The 21,692-nt window shown below is 49.2% G+C and carries 22 protein-coding genes; 10 read left to right on the top strand and 12 right to left on the bottom strand.

Going from position 1 to position 21,692, the window contains the following annotated elements:
- Positions 1 to 55 precede the first annotated feature (55 nt).
- The 3 genes from WC593_05615 to WC593_05605 form a co-directional block, all read right to left on the bottom strand.
- Positions 56 to 574 carry a ferredoxin-thioredoxin reductase catalytic domain-containing protein gene (locus WC593_05615; GenBank protein MFA4824620.1) on the bottom strand — a complete coding sequence of 173 codons (519 nt, stop codon included), beginning with the start codon at positions 572 to 574 and terminating at the stop codon, positions 56 to 58.
- Entirely contained in the window at positions 575 to 853 is a 279-nt protein-coding gene (locus tag WC593_05610) for a glutaredoxin family protein (protein MFA4824619.1), read from the bottom strand. It abuts the gene before it with no gap.
- A gap of 260 nt (positions 854 to 1,113) precedes the next feature.
- Positions 1,114 to 1,611, bottom strand: coding sequence for a ferritin-like domain-containing protein (locus WC593_05605; protein ID MFA4824618.1), 498 nt, complete (start codon positions 1,609 to 1,611; stop codon positions 1,114 to 1,116).
- Between the two features lie 222 nt (positions 1,612 to 1,833).
- On the opposite strand from WC593_05605, the gene carA reads away from it, so the two are divergent.
- The 6 genes from carA (at position 1,834) to WC593_05575 (ending at position 10,046) form a co-directional block, all read left to right on the top strand.
- Entirely contained in the window at positions 1,834 to 2,889 is a 1,056-nt protein-coding gene (carA, locus tag WC593_05600) for a glutamine-hydrolyzing carbamoyl-phosphate synthase small subunit (protein MFA4824617.1), read from the top strand.
- Positions 2,889 to 6,050 (top strand): carbamoyl-phosphate synthase large subunit, encoded by a 3,162-nt coding sequence (gene carB, locus WC593_05595; GenBank protein ID MFA4824616.1) that lies wholly within the window; start codon positions 2,889 to 2,891, stop codon positions 6,048 to 6,050. Before carA ends, carB begins: the two co-directional genes overlap by 1 nt.
- Positions 6,051 to 6,189: 139 nt before the next feature.
- A complete protein-coding gene (locus WC593_05590) occupies positions 6,190 to 6,696 on the top strand; it encodes a hypothetical protein (protein MFA4824615.1) in 507 nt (168 codons plus the stop codon).
- A gap of 171 nt (positions 6,697 to 6,867) precedes the next feature.
- Complete coding sequence (locus tag WC593_05585) at positions 6,868 to 8,076, top strand: argininosuccinate synthase (protein ID MFA4824614.1); 1,209 nt, start codon at positions 6,868 to 6,870, stop codon at positions 8,074 to 8,076.
- A gap of 215 nt (positions 8,077 to 8,291) precedes the next feature.
- On the top strand, positions 8,292 to 9,791 hold the full coding sequence (locus WC593_05580) for a methanogenesis marker 14 protein (GenBank protein MFA4824613.1): 1,500 nt from the start codon (positions 8,292 to 8,294) through the stop codon (positions 9,789 to 9,791).
- A 15-nt stretch (positions 9,792 to 9,806) separates the two neighbouring features.
- Entirely contained in the window at positions 9,807 to 10,046 is a 240-nt protein-coding gene (locus WC593_05575) for a hypothetical protein (protein MFA4824612.1), read from the top strand.
- A 19-nt stretch (positions 10,047 to 10,065) separates the two neighbouring features.
- On the opposite strand, the gene argF is transcribed toward WC593_05575, so the two are convergent.
- From argF to WC593_05555, 4 genes are read right to left on the bottom strand one after another with little or no spacing between them, the layout of a single operon-like run.
- Positions 10,066 to 10,977, bottom strand: a complete 912-nt coding sequence (gene argF / locus WC593_05570; protein MFA4824611.1) for an ornithine carbamoyltransferase — start codon at positions 10,975 to 10,977, stop codon at positions 10,066 to 10,068.
- Positions 10,974 to 12,266 (bottom strand): phosphoribosylamine--glycine ligase, encoded by a 1,293-nt coding sequence (gene purD / locus WC593_05565; protein MFA4824610.1) that lies wholly within the window; start codon positions 12,264 to 12,266, stop codon positions 10,974 to 10,976. The genes argF and purD overlap by 4 nt, the downstream gene beginning before the upstream one ends.
- 25 nt (positions 12,267 to 12,291) lie before the next feature.
- The gene (gene pyrE, locus WC593_05560) at positions 12,292 to 12,807 is read right to left on the bottom strand and encodes an orotate phosphoribosyltransferase (protein MFA4824609.1); all 516 of its coding nucleotides are present in this window, start codon (positions 12,805 to 12,807) and stop codon (positions 12,292 to 12,294) included.
- Positions 12,801 to 13,301, bottom strand: coding sequence for a CDP-2,3-bis-(O-geranylgeranyl)-sn-glycerol synthase (locus WC593_05555; GenBank protein MFA4824608.1), 501 nt, complete (start codon positions 13,299 to 13,301; stop codon positions 12,801 to 12,803). The genes pyrE and WC593_05555 overlap by 7 nt, the downstream gene beginning before the upstream one ends.
- A gap of 146 nt (positions 13,302 to 13,447) precedes the next feature.
- Between WC593_05555 and WC593_05550 the strand changes: the two genes are divergently transcribed.
- On the top strand, positions 13,448 to 14,914 hold the full coding sequence (locus WC593_05550) for a radical SAM protein (protein MFA4824607.1): 1,467 nt from the start codon (positions 13,448 to 13,450) through the stop codon (positions 14,912 to 14,914).
- 35 nt (positions 14,915 to 14,949) lie between these two features.
- On the opposite strand, the gene WC593_05545 is transcribed toward WC593_05550, so the two are convergent.
- From WC593_05545 to pyrC, 5 genes are all read right to left on the bottom strand, one after another.
- Positions 14,950 to 15,885 carry an ornithine cyclodeaminase family protein gene (locus tag WC593_05545; protein ID MFA4824606.1) on the bottom strand — a complete coding sequence of 312 codons (936 nt, stop codon included), beginning with the start codon at positions 15,883 to 15,885 and terminating at the stop codon, positions 14,950 to 14,952.
- A 122-nt stretch (positions 15,886 to 16,007) separates the two neighbouring features.
- Positions 16,008 to 16,289 carry a UPF0058 family protein gene (locus tag WC593_05540; protein ID MFA4824605.1) on the bottom strand — a complete coding sequence of 94 codons (282 nt, stop codon included), beginning with the start codon at positions 16,287 to 16,289 and terminating at the stop codon, positions 16,008 to 16,010.
- 57 nt (positions 16,290 to 16,346) lie between these two features.
- The gene (gene dnaG, locus WC593_05535; GenBank protein MFA4824604.1) at positions 16,347 to 17,579 is read right to left on the bottom strand and encodes a DNA primase DnaG; all 1,233 of its coding nucleotides are present in this window, start codon (positions 17,577 to 17,579) and stop codon (positions 16,347 to 16,349) included.
- 190 nt (positions 17,580 to 17,769) lie between these two features.
- Entirely contained in the window at positions 17,770 to 18,087 is a 318-nt protein-coding gene (locus tag WC593_05530; protein ID MFA4824603.1) for a DUF167 domain-containing protein, read from the bottom strand.
- A gap of 279 nt (positions 18,088 to 18,366) precedes the next feature.
- Entirely contained in the window at positions 18,367 to 19,629 is a 1,263-nt protein-coding gene (gene pyrC, locus WC593_05525; GenBank protein ID MFA4824602.1) for a dihydroorotase, read from the bottom strand.
- Between the two features lie 200 nt (positions 19,630 to 19,829).
- On the opposite strand from pyrC, the gene WC593_05520 reads away from it, so the two are divergent.
- The 3 genes from WC593_05520 to WC593_05510 all read left to right on the top strand — a co-directional run bounded on the left by WC593_05520 (position 19,830) and on the right by WC593_05510 (position 21,617).
- The gene (locus WC593_05520; GenBank protein ID MFA4824601.1) at positions 19,830 to 20,573 is read left to right on the top strand and encodes a hypothetical protein; all 744 of its coding nucleotides are present in this window, start codon (positions 19,830 to 19,832) and stop codon (positions 20,571 to 20,573) included.
- Between the two features lie 65 nt (positions 20,574 to 20,638).
- Positions 20,639 to 20,872 (top strand): YwbE family protein, encoded by a 234-nt coding sequence (locus WC593_05515; protein ID MFA4824600.1) that lies wholly within the window; start codon positions 20,639 to 20,641, stop codon positions 20,870 to 20,872.
- Positions 20,873 to 21,092: 220 nt separating this feature from the next.
- Entirely contained in the window at positions 21,093 to 21,617 is a 525-nt protein-coding gene (locus WC593_05510; GenBank protein ID MFA4824599.1) for a DJ-1/PfpI family protein, read from the top strand.
- Positions 21,618 to 21,692 lie beyond the last annotated feature (75 nt).

The raw sequence follows: 21,692 nt of genomic DNA, 5'->3' as shown, positions 1-21,692 counted from the left end.
GTTGGGAAAAACATCGTTAAAAATTATTCATGAAAGGTTTTACCAGAAAAAAGGGTTACATAAACCGTTCAAACCGGTCTTTCGTTACTTTACAGATCGGACAGATCGCCGGGGGTTGGTCGCGCGCGCAGAGATAGCCACAGACTTTACAACGCCATACCGGAAAGGGAAGAACCGGAGCAGTGGCTGGGAGAGGGATCGTATGGATAACGGCTTTTTTTCCCCGTTCAGAGCGGGGGGGGCGACGTTCGGGAACGGGTTGTGTTGTTTTCCTGCCGTTTACAATGTCCTCACTGACATAGAGAGCGCAGTAACAGGCACCAAAATCATCGAGATCCGGATCGCGGTAATCGCAGGGACAGATAATATCGAGATCCTGCTCCTTGTTACCGGACGCAAGCCGGCACGGGCAGGCGCGGTACCCATACCGTTGCTCATTTTTCATAAGACCGGCAACAAGATTTTTCGTAAACTCAGCATCCGGATTCAGCTGGTAGCCTCCATCGTTTGCCTCTTTTTGCAGGATACGGTAGGTTGCTACGACATCCTCCGGCTTGATCTCAATAAGAGCCATTTACCGGAATTCCTCCCGTATTTCCTGCTCTTTAAAACCCACAATGCATTTTTTATTATTAATAATAAGGGTAGGGAATGAACCTTTAGGGTTAAAACGCTCGATCGTATTCATCGCCTCGTCCTGCTCCTTTTCTTCAAGGAGATCGACGTACGTGTAATCGAATTCGATACCCAGCTCACGCAGAAGTTCTTTTGTCCTGTTGCACCATCCGCAGGTGCTCAGGGCATAGAGCATAACCTTCCCCTTATTTTTCCCGCTCACGTGTTCAGTACTCATAAAACACATCATCCCTTTATTACAGGGAAATTGCGGGAAGAAGTATTTAATAATGGGGATGGGAGGGATAACAGCCTGATGACGGGAGCATGGGAATACTCACATTTCACCACCATTTTTAAAACCCATGATTATTTATCAGGTTTGCCCGGATCCGTAACTCAGGTCCATTTCTCAAGAGCAGGGTAATGTCACTCACCGATCCTGAACCATGTTACGATCAGATTTACGACACGATACTTCCAAAAAAGGAGAGAAAATTATTTGTTCTTCATAATGATATTGACATCCTCAAGCAATGCCTGAAGATCTTCTTCATGCTCGACTTCCATCTGGAGGATGCCCAGCACGATGTTGTAGGTAACCGGATCCTTGTCCCGGGTCTTCTTGAGCAGGCTGTTGTACGCCTTGATGGCGCACTGTTCGCCCTTGATATTCTGTTCAAGAACCTTGACGATAAACGGATCATCAGGAGCGTCATACCCACAGTTGGTGAGTTTGAACCATTGCTGGGGGTTGGTTACAGGGGTTCCACCGAGCTGGATAATCCGCGTGGTGAGAAGGACTGCATGCCCAAGCTCTTCAGTGGCGTGGAGAGTAAGTTCGGCAATAACTGCCTCCTTGTTGGGGCCACGCACGACCTTGGAACCAACCCAGTACTGATAGTATGCGAGCCATTCATCGGAATATGCCTTGTTGAGGAGCCTGACCAGTTCATCAACATCGGTATCAACAATCTTTCTGCCTTGCGTTCCCATAATCGTTCACCTCGTCTTTTTACAACAGGTGAATATCGACACTTCTCCTTCTTATTCATATCCGTTATGACAGGCAGGATTGTATCGGGTAATATCATCAGGTTTTAAAAGACAAGTGCGGCCTGATTTTGATCAGCAGGTTATTAAAAAAAACTGTCGTCATGCACGACTGTCACCTGCACTATCGTTAATAACTATTCAGGTGCATAATATATGGAAATCATGAAGGCGGTTCTGGGTCTCGAAGACGGGCAATTTTTTATAGGAGAGGGGTTTGGTGTTGAAGGAGAGTGTTCCGGGGAACTCGTGTTCAACACGCAGATGACCGGGTATATGGAGTCACTTACGGATCCGAGTTATTTTGGCCAGATCCTCATGTTCACCTTCCCGCAGATCGGGAATTACGGTGTCGATATACAGAATTTCCAGAATGAAAAAGTCTGTGCCCTCGGCTGCATAGTAAAAGAGATCTGTGAAAAACCCGCCGCCAGCCCTTCTGTCAGATCCTTTTTTGAAGAGAACCGCCTTCTTGGCATGAGCGGCGTTGACACCCGTTCACTCACGATCAAAACCCGCGTCCACGGAACCATGCGTGCTGCTCTCGTAGTAGGTAGTGACGACGGGGATTATGCAGTAAACCTTGCAAAACGGACACCACAGATTACCGATATTACCCCCATACCCGAAGTCTCCTGTAAACAACCATATCGGGTTGAAGGGAAAGGAAAGCGCATCGCCGTGATCGATCTTGGGATAAAAAAGAACATGATAACGAGTCTGGCTAAGCGCGGGGGTGATCTCTATGTGTTCCCCCACGATGTGACACCGGACCAGGTTCTCGCCTGCAAACCGGATGCACTCTTTGTGAGCAACGGGCCCGGGGATCCCAAACAGGCCACGCATGCAATCCGTTGTATCAGGGAATTACTTGGGAAACTCCCCATCTTTGGGATCTGCATGGGTAACCAGGTTTCAGCACTGGCAATCGGTGGCGATACCTACAAGCTCAAGTTCGGTCACCGGGGCGCAAACCAGCCGGTCAGGTTTAAAGACGGGCGGATCTTCATCACTACCCAGAACCACGGGTTTGCTGTCGATGAAGACTCGCTTCCAGAAGGCTGCCGGGTGACGTATACCAATGTCAACGACGGAACGGTCGAGGGATTCGAGAACAAGGATCTTAAACTGACCACGGTCCAGTTCCACCCGGAGGCACACGGTGGGCCACGGGATACCGAAGCACATTTCTTTGACGCGCTTTACCGGAGGATTTCCTGATGCCCAAGCGAACTGACATCAAAAAGGTCCTCCTGATCGGGTCAGGACCTATCCAGATCGGTCAGGCAGCAGAGTTTGATTTCTCAGGATCACAGGCATGCCGGGCATTGCGGGAAGAGGGCATTAAAGTCGTACTCATCAACTCCAACCCGGCAACGATCATGACCGATCCGGATATGGCCGATGAGATCTATATCGAGCCCCTCCGTGCAGATATCATCGCAAAGATCATCGAGAAAGAAAAACCGGACGGAATCCTATCCGGCATGGGTGGCCAGACGGCATTGAACCTTACGGTTGAACTCGCTGAGATGGGAGCACTCAAAGGCGTAGAAATCCTCGGGACACCCCTTGAAGCGATCTACAAAGGAGAGGACCGACAGAAATTCCGCGATCTGATGATCAGCATCGGCGAACCGGTACCGAAAAGCATGGTACTCAACTCCTTAACCCAGATTGAAGAAGCCATCACCCAGATCGGTCTTCCGGCAGTTGTGCGGCCCGCATATACCCTTGGCGGAGCTGGTGGCGGTATTGCCCGTACCCGGGAAGAACTGATACGGATCGTTGAACTCGGGCTCTCACGTTCCCGTATCCACCAGGTGCTCATTGAAGAGAGCGTGATGGGCTGGAAAGAGATCGAGTTTGAAGTTATGCGGGATGCGACAGACACCTGTATCATTGTCTGTGGCATGGAGAATGTGGACCCGATGGGCATTCACACCGGTGAAAGTGTTGTCGTTGCCCCTATCCTGACACTCCGGGATGATGAGTTCCAGATGATGCGGAGTTCCGCGATTCACATCATCAGGGCACTGGATGTGCAGGGTGGCTGCAATGTCCAGTTCGCGTTCTGGGAGGGTGATTACCGGGTCATTGAAGTAAACCCCCGTGTGTCACGTTCGTCAGCCCTTGCATCAAAGGCAACCGGCTACCCGATTGCACGGGTAGCTGCAAAGATTGCAATCGGGTTGCGACTCGATGAGATCATGAACACGGTGACCGGCTGTACGCCGGCTTCTTTTGAACCCACCATCGATTATATTGTGGTCAAAGTCCCCCGCTGGCCGTTTGACAAGTTCAAGGGTGCCGACCGCACCCTCGGTACTTCCATGAAGAGCACGGGAGAGGTGATGGCGATCGGGCGCACCCTGGAAGAAGCGTTCATGAAGGCAAAGAGGTCGCTGGATACCGATGTGCTCATCCATACGAGCCCCAGCGAGGTGCGCATGATCCTGTCGCGCCCCACCGACGAGCGGTTCCACTGCCTTTTCGATGCATTCCGGTTGGGTTTCACTCTTGACGAGATTGCACAACTCACATCAATTATCCCGTTCTTTTTAGAGAAAATAAAAAATATCGTTGATTGTGAAAAGCACCTTGCAACCCACAATGACCCGGCAGACATCCTGACTGCTAAAAAATTCGGATTTTCCAATGCAGAGATCGCAAAGATTACCGGGATGAATGGAGAGCAGATCGAAAAGATCACGGGTCTGCCCTCGTATAAGATGGTAGACACCTGCGCTGCTGAGTTTCCGGCAAGCACACCGTATTTTTACTCGACCCATGAGAGTGTCTGCGAGATCATCCCCAGTGATCGCCAGAAAGTACTCATCCTTGGATCCGGGCCGATCCGGATCGGCCAGGGAATAGAGTTCGATTACTGCACCGTGCACGCAGTCCAGTCCCTGCGGGAAGAAGGCGTGGAAGTCCATATCGTTAATAACAATCCAGAAACGGTCTCTACGGATTTCGACACTTCAGACAGGCTCTTCTTTGAACCGATGCAGCTTGAGGATGTTGTCAATATCCTCAGAAAAGATAATTATTATGGCGTGATGGTACAGTTCGGGGGGCAGAATGCAGTCAACCTTGCCGTGCCCATTGAACGGGAGATCAAACGCCTTGGTCTTCAGACGAAAATTCTGGGTACGAGCCCGGATGCAATGGATATTGCTGAGGATCGCGACCGGTTCAGCGTGCTGTTAAATAAACTCAATATCCCCAGCCCGGCAAATGGTTCAGCGTATTCCGAAGCAGAAGCACGCGAGACTGCAGAAAAGATCGGTTATCCTGTGCTTGTCAGGCCTTCATTTGTTCTCGGGGGCAGGGCAATGGAGATTGCCCACAATGCCGTTGAATTTGAATCCTATATCAAAGAGGCAGTCCGTGTTGCAAAGAACCATCCGGTACTTATCGATTCCTATCTCCAGAATGCCATCGAGCTTGATGTCGACGCAGTCTGTGATGGAGAAGATGTGCTGATTGGGGGTATTATGGAGCACATTGAACAGGCCGGGATCCATTCCGGGGATTCTGCCTGCGTGATCCCGACGCAGTCACTGCCCGCCAGCGTCATAGACACGGTCCGGGATTACACGCGGAAGATTGCGCTGGGTCTTGGTGTAATCGGGCTTGTTAATCTCCAGCTTGCCGTCAAGGACAATGTGGTCTACATTCTCGAGGCAAACCCGCGTGCAAGCCGCACGGTGCCATTTGTATCAAAAGCCACCGGACTGCCTGTGGCAAAAATTGCAGCAAAAGTGATGGTTGGCAGGAAACTGCGCGATCTTGGCCATAAAGAACGGGAAATCAAACATGTTGCCGTCAAAGAGGTACTGCTGCCATTCAGCAAGCTCGCAGGTGTCGATACGGTGCTTGGCCCTGAAATGAAGAGTACCGGAGAAGTGATGGGTATCGACTATGATTTCGGTCTCGCATTCTATAAGGCCTGCATCTCCGCAGACAACGAACTTCCCCGGAAAGGTAATGTTTTTATTTCAGTCAATATCGAGCAGAAAGAAGAAGCGATACCGATCGCACGACAGCTGCGCGATCTCGGACTCACCCTCTACGGAACTGAAGGAACCGTTGATTATCTCCAGGAAGCAGGTGTCGAAGCACATCTGGTCAGAAAAATACAGGAAGGATCGCCCAATGTGCTGGATATGATGCGGCACGGGGAAATCCGGCTTATCATCAACACCCCGCAGGACCGCCAGTCACGCCAGGATCATTACCAGATCATGCGTGCGGCAGTAGACTTCTCAATACCCTATATTACCACATTACAGGCGGCGCGTGCGGCGGCGCTTGCCATCGATGCAATCAAGCGCGAGAAGATGACACTTGAGCCAATAAGCCACTATCTGAAGTGATATCGGCATAAAACACCCGATATTTCTTTTTTTAGGGTATCATGCAGCACACCAGACACTAAGATCACTGCGGGTGTATTGCAATAATTATACAAAATAATTGAATATCCTTATATACCGAAATAACAAAAAAAGATGCATGAAGAAAATTTTTGTTGTTCTTGCGATCCTGTTTATCGGGATCCTGCTCGCGGGATGTACATCCCAGCCTGCAGCAGCACCTGTGGCTACCCCAGTACCGACACCTGTTCCAACCACCGTTGTAACAACCGTCCCCCCAACCCCGGTCCCGACAAAGGAAATTGTTGTTGTGGTTGTGAACAAGACTGCAAATGTGACGGCAACCCCGACAGCAACCCCCGTGCCATCGACAACTATCACATTTAACATGGATATGACTATTACCCCTAGTACAACCGCAACGGTCAAGGTAGGTTCCAAAGTCATCTGGTTGAATAATGATCCCCTTAAACCCCATGGCGTACTGGCAACCGATCCAACCGATGGACTGTGGATAAACGGAAATAAGGAAGTTTCGATCCCATACGGACAGACATTGGAAATCACCTTTAACAAAGCAGGTGCATACGATTACACGACCAACTTCCAGCCCGAAAGACCTGGAATAATTTATGTAACTGCGTAATTCTACAACGATACACACGTTCAGGTAAAAACCTGAACAACCTTTTTTCCGTTATTCAATTCTGTAAAGAAAATGATTAGAATTGTCGTTTGAGTATTGTCCCGCGTAATTCCCCTGAAAATATATGCTGAAACCGCTAACTGATATTAGATATTCATTGAGAGGTTAACCATGGGAAAAGGTACTATCATCCTTGCATATTCCGGAGGACTTGACACCTCCATCTGCATCCCCCTTTTAAAAGAACGATATGATTACGATCGTGTCATCACCGTTGCTGTCAATGTAGGGCAGCGGGATGAGGAGATCGATGTCGCAACACAAAAAGGGAAAAAACTCGCTGATAAGCATTACACCATTGATGCCCGGGAGGCGTTTGTTAAAAACCACATCTTCCCGGCAATCAAGGCAAATGGCTCATATGAGGGGTACCCCATGGGAACCTCCCTGGCACGACCCCTGATCGCCGAGGAAGTCGTAAAGATTGCACGAAAAGAAGGTGCAAAAGCAATCGGGCATGGATGTACCGGTAAAGGTAATGACCAGCTCAGGTTCGATTTTATCATCCGCAGTGCCGGTCTCGAAGTCGTGGCACCGATTCGCGAACTCAACCTGACCCGTGACTGGGAGATCGATTATGCAAAAAAGCATAAGATCCCGGTGCCGGTAAAAAAGGATAAACCCTGGAGCATGGATGAGAACTGCTGGAGCCGGAGTATTGAAGGCGGTAAGTTAGAAGATCCCGCATACCATCCTCCTGAAGAGATTTACCTCTGGACAGTATCTCCAAAAAATGCGCCGGATACTCCGGAAACTATCACCCTGGAATTTATGGCTGGTATTCCGGTTGCCCTTAACGGGAAAAAGATGCAGGGTTATGATCTGATCCAGCGATTAAATATTCTTGCAGGAAAGCATGGGATCGGGCGCAATGATATGATCGAGGACCGTATTCTCGGGATTAAAGCCCGTGAGAATTACGAGCACCCGGCAGCAACCGTTATTCTCACTGCACACCGCGATCTCGAGGCTCTGATTCTCACCCGGCAGGAGCTGGTATTCAAGCGCACAGTTGATGATAAATGGTCGGAGCTTGCCTACAAAGGACTGGTATACGAACCCCTGTATGCTGCTTTGAACGCATTTATTGACACCACGCAGGAACGGGTCAATGGTAACGTGGATATCGAGATCTATAAGGGAGCTGTGCGCATACTCGGGCGCAGTTCACCGGATGCAATATATTCTGAGGATATGGTCTCTTTTGATAGTACATCCCTTGACCAGTGTCACGCGATTGGGGTCTCCCAGTATTTTGGCATCCAGGCACGTATGGTCCATGCCAGAAAGACAAGAAAGATCCAAAAAACCAAAAAATAACACTTTTTTTTGATTTACTGTATTTTTACAGAAGAATAGGATCTGAAGATTGCGATTCTTGATCTGAAAACATTTATTTTCGGTTATGAGATTAAATTCCTCCTCATCCTCCAGGTATCACGCATTTCGGTTAATGATAGGATCCGATCACCGGCGGGGATCACCTGCAACAAATCGAAAATTATAAGGATTGACACATTGAAGACTCGATCAATATGTGCGCCAGTTTTTTTTCCCGCTTCATAAAACCAAAGCCCCATATTGTGGAAAGCCCACCTCCACCGTCAATAACTCATGGTGCAGGCATGCAGATGCCTGAATATAAGAATAAACCTTATTTTATTGTAGCTTCCGTAGAGATGGGAAACACCACAACGAAGTGTATCCTTACGGGGGTCAGCCTTGAAACCGGCATGTCATATGTCATCCATAAGACAGTCAGCATGAGCCGTGATATCCGGCCCCCGAAAACCGGAGAAACAGTATTTGGAGCAACGCTCGACGGGACAGAACTTACCCGGGAAGCGGTTACCGAACTTGTCCGGGACACCCTGCTCCAGTGCCATAAGGATGCCCATCTTGATGTTTTGAAAGAACTGGATTTCGTTGTCCGGAGTACCGGTGTCGTTGCAGAGATGGAGTCTCCGGATCAGATTGGCGATTTTGTTATAGCGCTTGCAAACGGCTGCCTTGTAGCCGGAGTCCCTCCCCGAAAAATGACGCCCCCCATGTCAAAAGAGAATCAGCCCCAGAAACTCCAGCCGTTCAGTTTTGCAGACAAAGTCGTGTTTGTAGGAGCAGTGGCGGGTGTCATTCCCCCGGTAGGGTCAACCGGTGTTGAGATGGTTGCAAATGAGATGGAGGGCGAACTGGCTATGGCAGGGATCAAGGAGGGAGCGAAATGGACCCCGGTTGATTTCCGCAATCCCTGTGTATCGGTGGATTTCGGTACAACACTTGATGGCAGGATTACCAGTGATGTGGGCGCGAATGATCCAAACCCGTTTGCAAAAACTGTGGGGAATTTCTGTGGCCTTGCCGGTGCAATTCCGGATGCGATTGTCCGGGGAACCGGTCTTGTGCAGCAACAGACCGGTACCGCCCTTGATATTTTTGGCGAACACAGCGTGACCGGGGGGTTGTTTGGCAGGGGAAACCGCAGGGTAATTGATGATTTTGTTGACCGGTGCCATGAACACATAGATATCCGGATTGTTCCTGCGGAAAGGGACCGGTTTGGCAGGGTCCCGGTCAATGCAAAGCTGGCTCTTGAGTCTGGTATTGCTATGATTGGCTGTGACTGTGGGGAAAACAGCAGCGATCTCAATAAACTGCTGGAAATTGGAAAAGAAATTCATGAAAAACATAACCTTGCCACTCTCAACGAAGTTATTGATCGCGTCTGCGCCAAAATGGCTTTGCGCCTTATTGATGTAGCAGTCGAACAAAAACTCGTTCCAAGGAATTCCTCAATTGGATTCACGGGTCGGGCAGCGATCTCCGGGAGAAAACCGGAGTATATTCTCGAAGGGATAACCGAACGCAAGCTCTTTGACGATCCTCAGGATCATCTCGTATTTGTGGATGACGGGCTTGCGCGGGGCGCGGCGCTGATGGGCCGCTGTATGAACTCACTCGGAAAGCCCAAAAACCCGATCGGTGGCGTACGTGGGGGCCCATGTATTATGAGCCGGCGGATCAAAATAGGAAAGTGAATCAGGTGAAACGTTATGACCGACGAAGAACAGTTATTTGATATTATTGTCCCCCCTGGTGTACCCCAGAAGATCATCTTAGATATTTCAACTAAATTCGATGTGGAAGTTGTTGACAGGAGAGAAAAGATCAAATTTGCCAATATGGAGGGAGATGAACGGGATCTCCTCGCATTCCGGGGTAAACTTGAGGTGATGCAGAAAGTGGAAAAATATATGCGGGATGAGCTGAACAAATTCGTTGCCGAAAAGTAACCCGTAAAAAAACTATTTTTTATTTTTTCAACAGTCGCACCAGAAGTGCTTTCTGGGCATGCAGCCGGTTTTCAGCCTCATCCCAGACAAGGCTCTGACCACCTTCCATCACCTCATCAGCGATCTCCTCTCCCCGGTGTGCCGGAAGACAGTGGAGCACCCGGGCATCCGGTGATGCGTGTCGCATGAGTCCTGCATCCACCGTATAACCTGAGAAAACCTTAAGGCGCTCATCCCGTTCCGCATCATCGCCCATGGACACCCATGTATCCGTAACTATGACATGCGCATCCTTAACCGCCTGCTCAGGACTTTTGACCAGGCTCACCTTTCCACCAAGTGCACATGCCTTTTTCACAATCTCTTCTGAAGGTTCGTAACCTTCCGGGGTTGCTACGGTTACAGAGTACCCGGTAAGAACCGTTGACAGGATCAGTGAATTACAGACATTATTGCCATCACCAACCCATGCAACCCGCAGATCACGAGTTGAACCGAAATGCTCCTGCATTGTCATGATATCGGCGAGTAACTGGCAGGGATGTTCAAGATCGGAGAGACCATTGATCACCGGAATTGTAGCAAACCGGGCAAATTCTTCAATAGTGCTGTGTTTGTATGCCCTGATCATGATACCGGATACATAGCGGGATGCTGCCCGCGCCGTATCCCGGATCTCTTCGCCCCGCCATATCTGCATATCGCGTGCGTTTAAAAACAGGGCGTGTCCACCCAGCTCGTTCATACCAACTTCAAACGAGATATGCGTACGGGTCGATGATTTCTCAAAGATCATGGCGAGATTTTTTCCCCGCAGGACATCGTGAACAACTCCCTGTTTCTTCAACAGCTTGAGATGTTTTGCCTCAGAAAGTATCTGTTCCAGCTCTGTTTTGCTGATATCCAGAATTGATAGAAAATCCTTATTCATCGTAACTCCTTCATGTGCGCAATACGCTGGCTGAGTAGCTCTTCTGTCCCTATGTCTTTCCGGTATCGCACACGACCCTTGACTGATGCTGCTGCCTGCTCTGCAATACGTTCAGCATCCTCTAACGTATCGCCAATTCCTACGAATGCAAGAGTGCGGGATGTCAGTGTGACAAGTGAACCGTCACGTTCTTCAACATTTGCGTAATAGGTGATCGCCCCCCTGGTATCACCTACATGGACAGGGTTCCCGGCATGGGGTGCATCGGGATAACCTTCCGGTACCAGATATTTACATACCGTCGCTTTCTTTTCAAACACGACTTGCGCAGAGGTGAGTGTCCCGCTTGTGATTCTCACCATGATTTCACAAAGATCCGACTTAAGAAGCGACAGAACATTCATTGCTTCGGGGTCGCCGAACCGGGCATTGAATTCTATCACTTTGGGACCCTTTGCAGTGTTCATGAACTGGCCATAGAGGATGCCTTTATAAGGATGTCCTGTTCTCTCCAGGGCTTCAACGGTCGCCCGCATGATCCCAAACGCCTTTTTGTACTCTGCAGGTGTTACAAATGGCAGCATGTGGTCAGGCATAGTGTACGAGCCCATGCCCCCGGTGTTCGGTCCTGAGTCCCCGTTAAAAGCCCGCTTGTGATCCTGGACAAGAGGCATAGGAATAAGGGTAGTGCCATCGACAAAAGCCTGGAGGGTAAACTCCTCCCCGATAAGGCGTTCTTCGAGAATTATTTCACCTTTGATCTGCCCTGCATAAGCAATCGCGCCTGCCCGGTCCACCTGCTCACCCATAATCTTGACTCCCTTACCCCCGGTGAGCCCTACAGGTTTTATCACCAGATCGCCATCATGGTCATTGATAAACGCGATCGCTTCATCACTGTTCTGGCAGAGCCGGTACTTCGGGCACCCATCGATCTGATGCTGTTCCATCAGCCCGCGGCAGAATCCCTTGTCGGTCTCAATTCGAGCAGCCGCTCTGGATGGCCCGACACAGGAAATTCCGGAAGATTCCAATGCATCAACAATACCGGCTTCCAAGGGAGATTCAGGACCAATAAAAGCATATTCGATACCATTCTCCTGTGCAAAGGCAACAATGCGCGGCACATCTGTTTCCCTGCAGAGCAAGACCTTCTCTGCAAGTTTTGAGATGCCGGGATTCTTCTTTGCCATTACGGAATAGAGTGCTGTTTTTCGGTTGCGGGCGAGTGCAGATGCTATTGCATGCTCCCTTCCTCCCCCGCCCACAACAAGGATCTTCATATCCATCTCTAATGTACGCTTGCCGTAAAAATTACTTCTCTTTTAACAACTCGCTCACTCTGACAAGAGGCAGGAACTCAATGCCCTGTTTACAAAGCATCGCTTCTGCACCCTGTTCCCGGTCAACTACGGTAACTACCCGGTCTGCCCGCGCCCCAGCGGAGCGAAGGGTTTCAATACCGTACAGCGCGGATCCACCAGAAGTTGTCACATCTTCAATGAGGAGGATGCTCATATCCCGGACGTTACCGATGATCATCTCTTTCTTACCATGGCTCTTCTCTGCGGCACGGATAATCGCATACGGCTTTTTTGCTGCGAGTGCAGTTGCAACCGCGAGAGGGACTCCGCCCACAGCCACACCTGCTACGACATCGAATTCATGCGACTGTGCAACGAGTTGTGCTATGGCATTGAGCAGATCAGGATGAGTGACTGCTGTTTTCACATCTATGTAGTAGGTGCTTTTCGCACCGCTTGCAAGGGTAAAATCACCTGTTTCAATTGCCTTGTATTGTATGAGCAGATCTGCAATAGGATTTACCATGGAACCTCCTTGACTCCCATAACATAACCGATAATATTGACTGCCCGGTGAAGGACTGGGGTGAGGATCAGGATGATGATCAGAACGGGAAGCGTGAGATTGGTAAAGAGCCACCCGGGATCGAATATGAGCATGAGGATAAATGCGCCGACAACCAGATCGAACTGGTCGGCAATCGGCCACTTTTCACCCCGCACTTTCCCCATCCTGCGCTTGAGAAAACTCTTACCCAGATCACCGAGCAATGCTCCAAATGCGAGGAGCGATACCGATGTAAGGGTGTGCAGGGGAAGGAATGTTAAGGTAAATGTTCCTGATAACCAGATAAGAAGTATGCCGGTGATTATCCCGACGAGCACCCCAAAAAAAAGGCCCCGAAATGTTTTACCATCTCCAAATATCCGGTGTCCGTCAGAATAATTCCTTCCAAAGTCAATAGGAGTTCCTCCCCCAAGAAGAGCAGCCGTCGGGTTGGGGATATACGCAGGAAGCATGATCCAGACCGCTGAAAGCAACGGTATTATGAAGAAATCAATACTAATAATGGTGCACTCCAATATCTCTAATAAAGAGCAGACAAAAACATTAAGGTAACTCACAGTGGGATTAACCAAAATTCGTGAGTACCGGGTGGACATTAATGCTGATAAAAAATACCCGAAGTCTTTGCCCCTCATGCAATACCGTTGTTGATGCGGAGGTTGTGGAAGAAGAGGGAAAGATCTGGCTGAAAAGTACGTGCAAGGACCACGGGAATTTCAGGAATCTCTACTGGTCAGATCCCGTGATGTATCACCGGTTTGAAAAGTATGACACCATAGGCACGGGGGTATCAAATCCCCAGAATATAGCTCCGGCAGAAAACTGCCCTTCGTCGTGTGGACTCTGCAATAACCATCACTCCCAGACCCTGCTTGCCAATATTGATCTCACCAACCGCTGCAATCTGGATTGCGAATTCTGTTTTGCAAACGCACGTGCCTGCGGGTTTGTCTATGAGCCTGATTTTGATCAGATAGTAAAGATGCTGACACTTCTCCGGGATCAAAAGCCGGTCCCTGCTCCCGCAGTACAGTTTTCCGGGGGCGAGCCTACCATGAGAGAGGATCTGGCAAAGATCATCAAAAAGGCAAAAGAGATTGGCTTTCCCCAGGTCCAGATCGCTTCCAATGGTGTGCGTCTCGCAAAAGAACCGGGTTATGCGCAGGAACTCAAGGATGCCGGACTTAACACGGTATACCTGCATTTCGATGGCGTAACTCAAAAAACAAACCCGTTTTTGGCAATTCACTTAAAAACCATAGAGAATTTGAATCGGGTGAAGCTTGGCATCGTCCTTGTACCTACAGTAATACGCGGTAAAAATGATCACGAGGTTGGGGATATCATCAGGTTTGCCGTAGATAACATTTCGGTAATCCGCGGGGTGAATTTCCAGCCGGTCGCATTTACCGGTGCAGCGAGTGATGACGATATTAAAAAATCCCGTATCACCATTCCTGAAGTCCTGGCGGATATCGAGACACAGACGCAGGGGATCATCAAAAAAGATGACTTTTATCCCATACCCTGCGTACTCCCGTTCTCCGATCTGGTTGAAGCATACACCGGTAAGCCCCAGGTGCGTTTCACCGCCCACCCTCACTGCGGTGCCGCTACCTACGTGTTTGTCCAGGAAGCAGGTATCGTACCGGTAAACCGGATGGTAGATGTGGAGAGTTTCTTTGAATCGATCGAACAGATGACGGAGACTATCAAAAAAGGTGGCGCCATCAACAAATACAAGGCATTGCTAGAAGGCGTGAAAAACATGCATGATTCCGTGCAGAAGGGAGAGCACGGAAATACCGCTGAATTCTGGAAGATTATCGGAAAAACATTGATCGGACAGAACTTCGATGCGCTCAGGGAATTCCACTGGAATGCGCTCTTTATCGGCACCATGCATTTCATGGACCGGTACAATTATGATCTCGACCGGGTCCAGCGGTGCTGCATACACTATGCAACACCTGACGGCACCCTTATACCATTCTGTACTTATAACAGCGGGCCGGTCTATCGGGAACAGGTCTGGAAGAAACATGCAAAAAAACTGAAAGAGTAGAGATTCTCTTCTTACAATTTTTTTAGAGTGTGCAATCAGGGAAACGGAAGGTCTATTGCCCGTCCGTTACGCATCGCGATTGCCGCAATAGCCAGATCCTGAATTGCCAGTCCCGTTGAGTCGAAAATGGTAATCTGATCCGATCGCCCGCGTCGCTTCATGCCAATAACAACTTCACCAAGAGTCCCTTTGATCTCTTCCGTCGTAAAAATCCCCTGACTTATGGGCACATTTACTTCTCCAGAATGAACCGCCTGGGACATATCATCAACAAAGACAAGTCCTCGTTTGAGCAGGAGAGGATCGAGTTCCTGCTTTCCCGCAGCATCAGCGCCGATGGCATTGATATGGGTTCCTTCCTGCACCCACTCATTCATGACAACGGGTGCATGAGATGGGGTTGTTGTAACAAGGAGATCGCAGTCGCAGGCTTTTTCCACCGGTACACTGCGGGCATCATGAGCCGTAATTTCCTGTGCAAATTTTTCTGCGTGATGGGAATTACGGCTCCAGCATTTAATCTCCCCGATATCAAATTCCTGCGAAATTGCCCGGTATTGTGCTTCTGCCTGCCTCCCTGTACCGACCAGTCCAAGAACGATCTCTTTTTTAGGACAGAGGTATTTTGCTGCAACTGCACCCGCAGCACCGGTGCGCATATCAGTCAGTTTTGTTGCGTTGAGAATTGCCACGGGCGCACCTGTTGCAATATCAAGAATTATCGTCAGCGCCATCACCGTAACAAGACCTCGTGCCGGGTTACCGGGATGAACATTGACTACCTTTACACCAGCAAGAGAGAGGGACGGAAGATACGCAGGCATTGTCCGGAAATCCCCTTCAGGAAGGGTCACGTATACTTTCGGGGGCATCTGGACAAGACCGTTCCCGTGATCAGCAAATGCAGTCTCGATTGCCCGATTTAATTCCCGGAGATCAATGGATTTCTCGGTATCGGTGAAATACTGCATGTGCGATCATCCGCTCTTAAGGGACTTAACATTTTTTCACGGTTTGGCACCTGCAAACGGCGGGTAATCCAACGATATTATCTCACAATATAACCGTTCGAAATTGTGAGTGAAAAAAGAACTTAAGAGTCATCCATCTCTTTAAGCGTCTTATCAGCAAGCTCCTTCATGCGTGCTGAAATCCGGCTTGAAGAGGAATAATCGACTTCCTTCATCGCATTGGCAATTTCTGTCCCCAGCACAAATATTGCGTACTTATGCTCCATCTTGCTCTTGTGCTGCTGGGAAGGAGTAATCTTTAATGAAGTATACTGGGTAAATTTCAGTTCAGGATTGATCTCTTCAAAATACTCCTTGACTTCTGCGAGCATCTTGTGAAGATTGATCAGTTCCTCTTTGTGCATTCAACCACTCCAGACAGTAACATGGTTTTGTGCAGGATAAATAAATTTGCGTGGGGATTATAGACCCATTTTCATCAACTGGATTGATAACGGTCGTTTTATAACACCCTTGAAATCTTTTGCCGCAACATAGGAGAGACCTTTCCAGACAAGACGGTCAAGCAGTTTCTGGTCAACAGGACGATCAACAACAAGCCCGCTAACCGTGCCATCAAGAGTTTCTATCGCTTTTTCCACTTCATCCGGGCGCAGTTCTTTTACAACAGTCAGATCGTCGGTAAGAAACCGGGCAAGACTGTGACCTTTTACATCATCGATGTGGTCCCGGAGTGTCAGGGGCCCTTTTGTGCCATCAGAAGTACGCTTTGAGGGGGAAACATGACGGATCTTTTTGCCGGAAGCATCCGATTCATCCACACCTCCCCGTGTGATACGGAGTTCGGCTGGGAGTTCGGCTGCATCTTCAAAATACTGGTCACGGACATATTCCACGGGCACCTTGTTGCGCAATGTCTTGATGACCTCTTTCCGGGTCATATCCTCGACACTCTTTCCCTTTGGGGAGAAAGCGACAAAATCGATGTCAACGACCTGCAGCAGCTCCCGCAGGATTAATTCGCCACCACGATCCCCATCGAAAAAGGCAGTCGCCGTCTTCTTCTCGCAGAGCTCGACAACGGTCTTTGGAATATTTGTTCCTTCAACAGCAACGGCATTTTTTATACCGTAGCGAAGAAGATTCAGTACATCTGCCCGGCCCTCAACAACAATAATGGCATCCGATTCCAGCACATTGGGACCTGCAGGCACTTTCTCTTCGCCAATGGAACCGATCTTTTCCATGCGGAGACACTCACGGACATCATCGAGCAACTCATCACTGTCGATGGTGCCATCATCAAACCGCTCGATAAGCAGCACCTTTGCCCGCTCGACTATCATCTTTCGTTTGCTGACGCGGATATCCTCTATTGACTCGACTACCACATGCGCTACGCAGGGACCAACACGGTCGATCGTCTCAAGCGATGCGGCAAGAATTGCCGTTTCCGCACGGTCAAGCGAGGAAGAGATCAAAATCTCACCTTTGGTCTCGCCTTTTTTGCTCGTTATCTGGACATCAATTCGTCCGACACGTCCTGTTCTCTGAAGATCCCGCAGATCCAGGTCTTCGCCGAGTAACCCTTCAGTCTGCCCGAAAATGGCACCAACTACATCGGGTTTCTCGACCACCCCCTCTGCTGTGAGGCTGATGTGAATAAGGTACTTGGTAGTATCCGGTGAATACACGTAAACGCACCCCCATGTATCATGCGATGAATGAAATGCCTGATCATAGGTATATGTTATATATATCCCGTAAAATTACTTAAAGGGCATGCTTTTAACATATATGAGAAAAATCAATGGTGAATCGTTAATAAAGCAGACCTGGAAAATAAAATTTCAAGGGTATCGTGTATTCAAAAAGGCAGCCCATTCATCTGCCGTGAGACTGGAGCTGTAAAAGAAGATCTTTTTTTGTAACACCCGCGACCAGCACGCGTTTTTGCGACGATGTAGCACCGGACTGGATACTTATCGAAGACACCGGTAGTTCGAGTGTTTCAGCAATCAGAGTGAGGATGGCTTTGTTTGCCTTTCCTTCAAGCGCATGCGCCATAACCCGGCAGCCGATAGCTTTTCGCCATTCATTATATCCTGCAGGGAAGAGCTCAGCCTTGGCTCCGGCAGTAACATCGATAGAAATAATCGTACCGTTCCGCTCTTCCAAAAGAGCATCCGCGATATCGGGCATAGGTAAACTGTTAATAAGAATGTTGCCCGGCATAAACGCACATGGATCACCAGTGGCTGCTGCCGTTCTTCACCTGTGTTTAAACCCTTGCCGGGCGTATGCCTGTCGCGCAACCGGGTTGTCCCATGGATCACATCCAGACGCTTGTCAATCGATCACCCGGGGACCTATGGCTGCGCTGTATCGGCACCAGATACATCGGGTTCATAGATATTTAGCACTTGGGGATGGAACAAAAACCGACAATTCATGGTGATTCAATCAGCCCGTTTTTTATCGTCAATGAGTATCTTTGAAACCTTTTCCCGCAAACCATATCGGTTCCTGGCGGGAGAATTCCCCTCCAAGATACGTAACAGAACCATTCATCACCACCATCTGGGGAAAAATGGCCTTATGCCCTTCAAAGGGTGTCCACCCGCACCTGCTGTGCAGTAATTCAGCCTGTATCGGCTCGGGCTTTTTTGAGTAGATAGCGAAATCTGCCCGGTTCCCAATCTCAAATCCTGCGCGGGGAATTCCCAGCAACCGGGCGGGGGCATACGAAGTTTTGTCGATAACAGATGCGAGATCAATCTTTTTGGCAATGACCTGTGCGAGCAGCAGGGGCACCATGGTTTCGACCCCCGGAATGCCAGAAGGGGCACCGGGAAAATCCTGTGATTTGTCTTCTTTCGTGTGGGGAGCATGATCGGATGCAATAACATCGATCCGTCCCCATCGCTCCCAGAGCCCTTTTCGCTCCATTTCAGTACGGAGAGGAGGATTTACTTTCCCCAGGGTATTGTTTTTCTCGAATTGCTCCTGCGAAAGGAACAGGTGATGGGGAGTTACCTCAACCGAACCCGTGGCGGCATCAACCGAGCGGACAGAACTCATATGGCAGAAATGAAGCCGGCATTCACTGTAGTTCAGGGACTGCACTGCACGAACCGCTTCTGCCTCACCTATGGCAGATCGGATGCGATTGTGCGATACGAGATCTGTATCGGGAGAATCTCCAACACGTTCGGCATGGATGGTTGCAAGTCCGTCCAGTTTATGGATACGGGCCAGCGCCGCACCCAGTGCAATCCCGTCGATTGCGTCACCATAACTCGATGGGGCATAAAAGGTCTCGCCAAATGCCATGGCTCCCGCCTCCCACATAAATTCCAGAGGGGTTTCAGGAGTGACGCCGCTGTTGATGGCAAAACTGCAGTAAGAATGGTCTTTTGCGTCCTGCACGCGCTCTGCCAGTGCACTGGGCGTGGTAATGGGAGGAAGGGTGTTAGGCTGGTCAACAACCACGGTCACACCCCCGGCGATAGCGCTCATGCTTCCACTCGCCCAATCCTCTTTAGCTGATTGCACACCACCCCGCATGTGAACGTGCATATCAACAGCGGCCGGGATCACAAGACAACCGGTGCAGTCACACGGTTCCGCAGAACCCTTATACGCGCCCACATGCGTAACTTTCCCGGCAGCAAGGGTAATATCCGCCACACGCCCGGAAGGTAAAGAGACATTCCGGAGCACAAGGGTTGGGGGGGGCGCCATTGTACTCACTTTTTCTCGCAACCATAAAGGTCTGATGATCTTTGGTCGCGAAAGGGCATTTTTTTATCAGATAATTTTCTGCGACAGGTATTCAATCTGATTAGCTCAATACATCATTATCGGAATTCTGGCAGGAGCACCCAAATTAAATCTCAAAAAGCGGATACCGGTGCACATGCCGGATAGGGGGTTGTTAAAACATGGATAAGATCATCAGGATCACATCAGGATTGATCATCGTTCTTCTGGTAGCATTTGTTGCCAGTGTGTGCTACACAGGATTTGTTGAGAAAGCATATCGGACATCGTTATCCAGCACGTATGAATACAGCTGCACGATTACTACAGATTCACGGCTCTCAAATGTGACGCTCTTCATTCCGGTTCCTGCAGATCATACCGGAAATTCCCCCATGGTGACGAAATATAGTGCACATACTATTGAGGGCGTCCCAGCGGACTGGAAGGTAACCCTGTTTGATACCGGAAAAGCAACCGTTGCAAAGATCACCACACCCGCGATTGTTCCGCCACCGGAAACCAGCCCTTCCCATCCATTTACCATCAGGCTTTCAATGAACACAGGTTCAAAACAAGTGATCAATACCCATTCACCGGTTGAACAGGGTGTTATGTTCCGCCCGGTCCAGGGATTGCAGAAAGTAAATTGCCCTGTCAAAAATTCTGAAGTAAATGGAAATCCCGTTTGTTATCACTATTTAATTCCGGTGTACGCGGATTACCAGGCACCTATGGATGCATCTGTCAGCATCACTTCTAGTCTGCAGGGAAAGAACAGCTGGAAGATCTTTGAGCCACAATTTAATGAATATGCAGCGGATATCGGGGTCCTGATGTTTGGTGAAAATCATGGCTGGACAGTAATGAAAGGTTCGCTTGAAAGCAACCGGGGCACGTATAATGTCCCCGCTATATCCCTATGATTTTAATTCTGTTCTAGCCCATTAACAGGATAACCATTTTCCCAACACATTCCAGGACCCCTGCAATGACAATACCAGACCAAAATAACGGCAGAAACCGTCTGGCCATCCAGCCCGGCAGCATAGTTGATATCGTCTTAAAGGAAGATCAGCGGAGTGGGAAAAAGACACGCGGCACTGTTCAGGATATCCTCACCAACTCGCCGACACACCCTCATGGGATTAAGGTCAGGATTAAAGGGGGTCAGGTAGGAAGGGTCGTTGCGATCATCAAAACCAATGACCAGGAAATGAACTGATTCATCCTGTGATCATCAGGAAACAAAAACCCGCAATAAGTGCTGGGGAACAGATCGCTGGTATAAAAACACGAGTACCCAGAATTTAAAATTCCCTTTGGAATTGTTTGAATAACACCGATACTACGCTCAGTCCGGTATGTATCTCCCTGTTTTACCTAATTTCTTCAATGAACAGAGATCCAATACACTTATATGAACAAAAGTAATTTCGGATTATATGAAAATCCTGATCGCGGTTGCACCGGAAAAATACCGGGACGAGGAACTGGCAGTTCCCGTTGCTAGTTTTTTAAAAGCAGGTATCGAGTTTGATATCGCTTCCACACGCCGTGGATCATGCACCGGGATGATGGGGGCAAAAACTACAGCAGCACTTTCTTTTGATGATATCGATCCCAAACGATACGATGGTCTGGTGATTATCGGAGGTGCCGGCTCGCAGACACATCTCTGGGAGGATGAACTGCTCATCCCGATTGTTAAAATTTTTCACCAGCAGGGAAAGGTCATTGCTGCAATATGCCTTGCACCGGTCGTACTCGCCCGTGCCGGCATTCTCAAAGGGAAAAAGGCAACCTATTTTGAAAGCCCCGCATCATTCAGGGAAATGAAGATCGGGGGTGCTGTGATCACGAATGCACCGGTTGTCAAAGATGCACGGATAATCACGGCAAATGGCCCGGCTGCTTCACAGGCATTTGCTGATGCAATCATCCATGCCCTCACTGCTGTGGAGTGGTAAGCGGAAAGAAAAAATAGTCTCTTTTCTTTTTTTAACTCCCTTTCCTGCAATACAGCCAGAAACAAAAACATCAGG

The organism is Methanoregula sp., assembly GCA_041645435.1.
In the GTDB taxonomy this organism is placed as follows: Archaea; Halobacteriota; Methanomicrobia; order Methanomicrobiales; family Methanospirillaceae; genus Methanoregula.
This window is presented reverse-complemented; position numbering and strand designations above follow the sequence as displayed.

Excerpts from the sequence above, each read along its gene's own strand:
- carA (MFA4824617.1), top strand. The coding sequence starts at position 1,834 with ATGAAGGCGGTTCTGGGTCTCGAAGACGGGCAATTTTTTATAGGAGAG.
- carB (MFA4824616.1), top strand. The coding sequence starts at position 2,889 with ATGCCCAAGCGAACTGACATCAAAAAGGTCCTCCTGATCGGGTCAGGA.
- purD (MFA4824610.1), bottom strand. The coding sequence starts at position 12,266 with ATGGATATGAAGATCCTTGTTGTGGGCGGGGGAGGAAGGGAGCATGCA.
- WC593_05520 (MFA4824601.1), top strand. The coding sequence starts at position 19,830 with ATGGATAAGATCATCAGGATCACATCAGGATTGATCATCGTTCTTCTG.
- pyrE (MFA4824609.1), bottom strand. The coding sequence starts at position 12,807 with ATGGTAAATCCTATTGCAGATCTGCTCATACAATACAAGGCAATTGAA.
- WC593_05605 (MFA4824618.1), bottom strand. The coding sequence starts at position 1,611 with ATGGGAACGCAAGGCAGAAAGATTGTTGATACCGATGTTGATGAACTG.
- WC593_05585 (MFA4824614.1), top strand. The coding sequence starts at position 6,868 with ATGGGAAAAGGTACTATCATCCTTGCATATTCCGGAGGACTTGACACC.
- WC593_05580 (MFA4824613.1), top strand. The coding sequence starts at position 8,292 with ATGTGCGCCAGTTTTTTTTCCCGCTTCATAAAACCAAAGCCCCATATT.
- WC593_05575 (MFA4824612.1), top strand. The coding sequence starts at position 9,807 with ATGACCGACGAAGAACAGTTATTTGATATTATTGTCCCCCCTGGTGTA.
- argF (MFA4824611.1), bottom strand. The coding sequence starts at position 10,977 with ATGAATAAGGATTTTCTATCAATTCTGGATATCAGCAAAACAGAGCTG.
- WC593_05540 (MFA4824605.1), bottom strand. The coding sequence starts at position 16,289 with ATGCACAAAGAGGAACTGATCAATCTTCACAAGATGCTCGCAGAAGTC.
- WC593_05555 (MFA4824608.1), bottom strand. The coding sequence starts at position 13,301 with ATGCTTCCTGCGTATATCCCCAACCCGACGGCTGCTCTTCTTGGGGGA.
- WC593_05530 (MFA4824603.1), bottom strand. The coding sequence starts at position 18,087 with ATGCCCGATATCGCGGATGCTCTTTTGGAAGAGCGGAACGGTACGATT.
- WC593_05615 (MFA4824620.1), bottom strand. The coding sequence starts at position 574 with ATGGCTCTTATTGAGATCAAGCCGGAGGATGTCGTAGCAACCTACCGT.
- pyrC (MFA4824602.1), bottom strand. The coding sequence starts at position 19,629 with ATGGCGCCCCCCCCAACCCTTGTGCTCCGGAATGTCTCTTTACCTTCC.
- WC593_05515 (MFA4824600.1), top strand. The coding sequence starts at position 20,639 with ATGACAATACCAGACCAAAATAACGGCAGAAACCGTCTGGCCATCCAG.
- WC593_05510 (MFA4824599.1), top strand. The coding sequence starts at position 21,093 with ATGAAAATCCTGATCGCGGTTGCACCGGAAAAATACCGGGACGAGGAA.
- WC593_05610 (MFA4824619.1), bottom strand. The coding sequence starts at position 853 with ATGAGTACTGAACACGTGAGCGGGAAAAATAAGGGGAAGGTTATGCTC.
- WC593_05590 (MFA4824615.1), top strand. The coding sequence starts at position 6,190 with ATGAAGAAAATTTTTGTTGTTCTTGCGATCCTGTTTATCGGGATCCTG.
- WC593_05550 (MFA4824607.1), top strand. The coding sequence starts at position 13,448 with ATGCTGATAAAAAATACCCGAAGTCTTTGCCCCTCATGCAATACCGTT.
- WC593_05545 (MFA4824606.1), bottom strand. The coding sequence starts at position 15,885 with ATGCAGTATTTCACCGATACCGAGAAATCCATTGATCTCCGGGAATTA.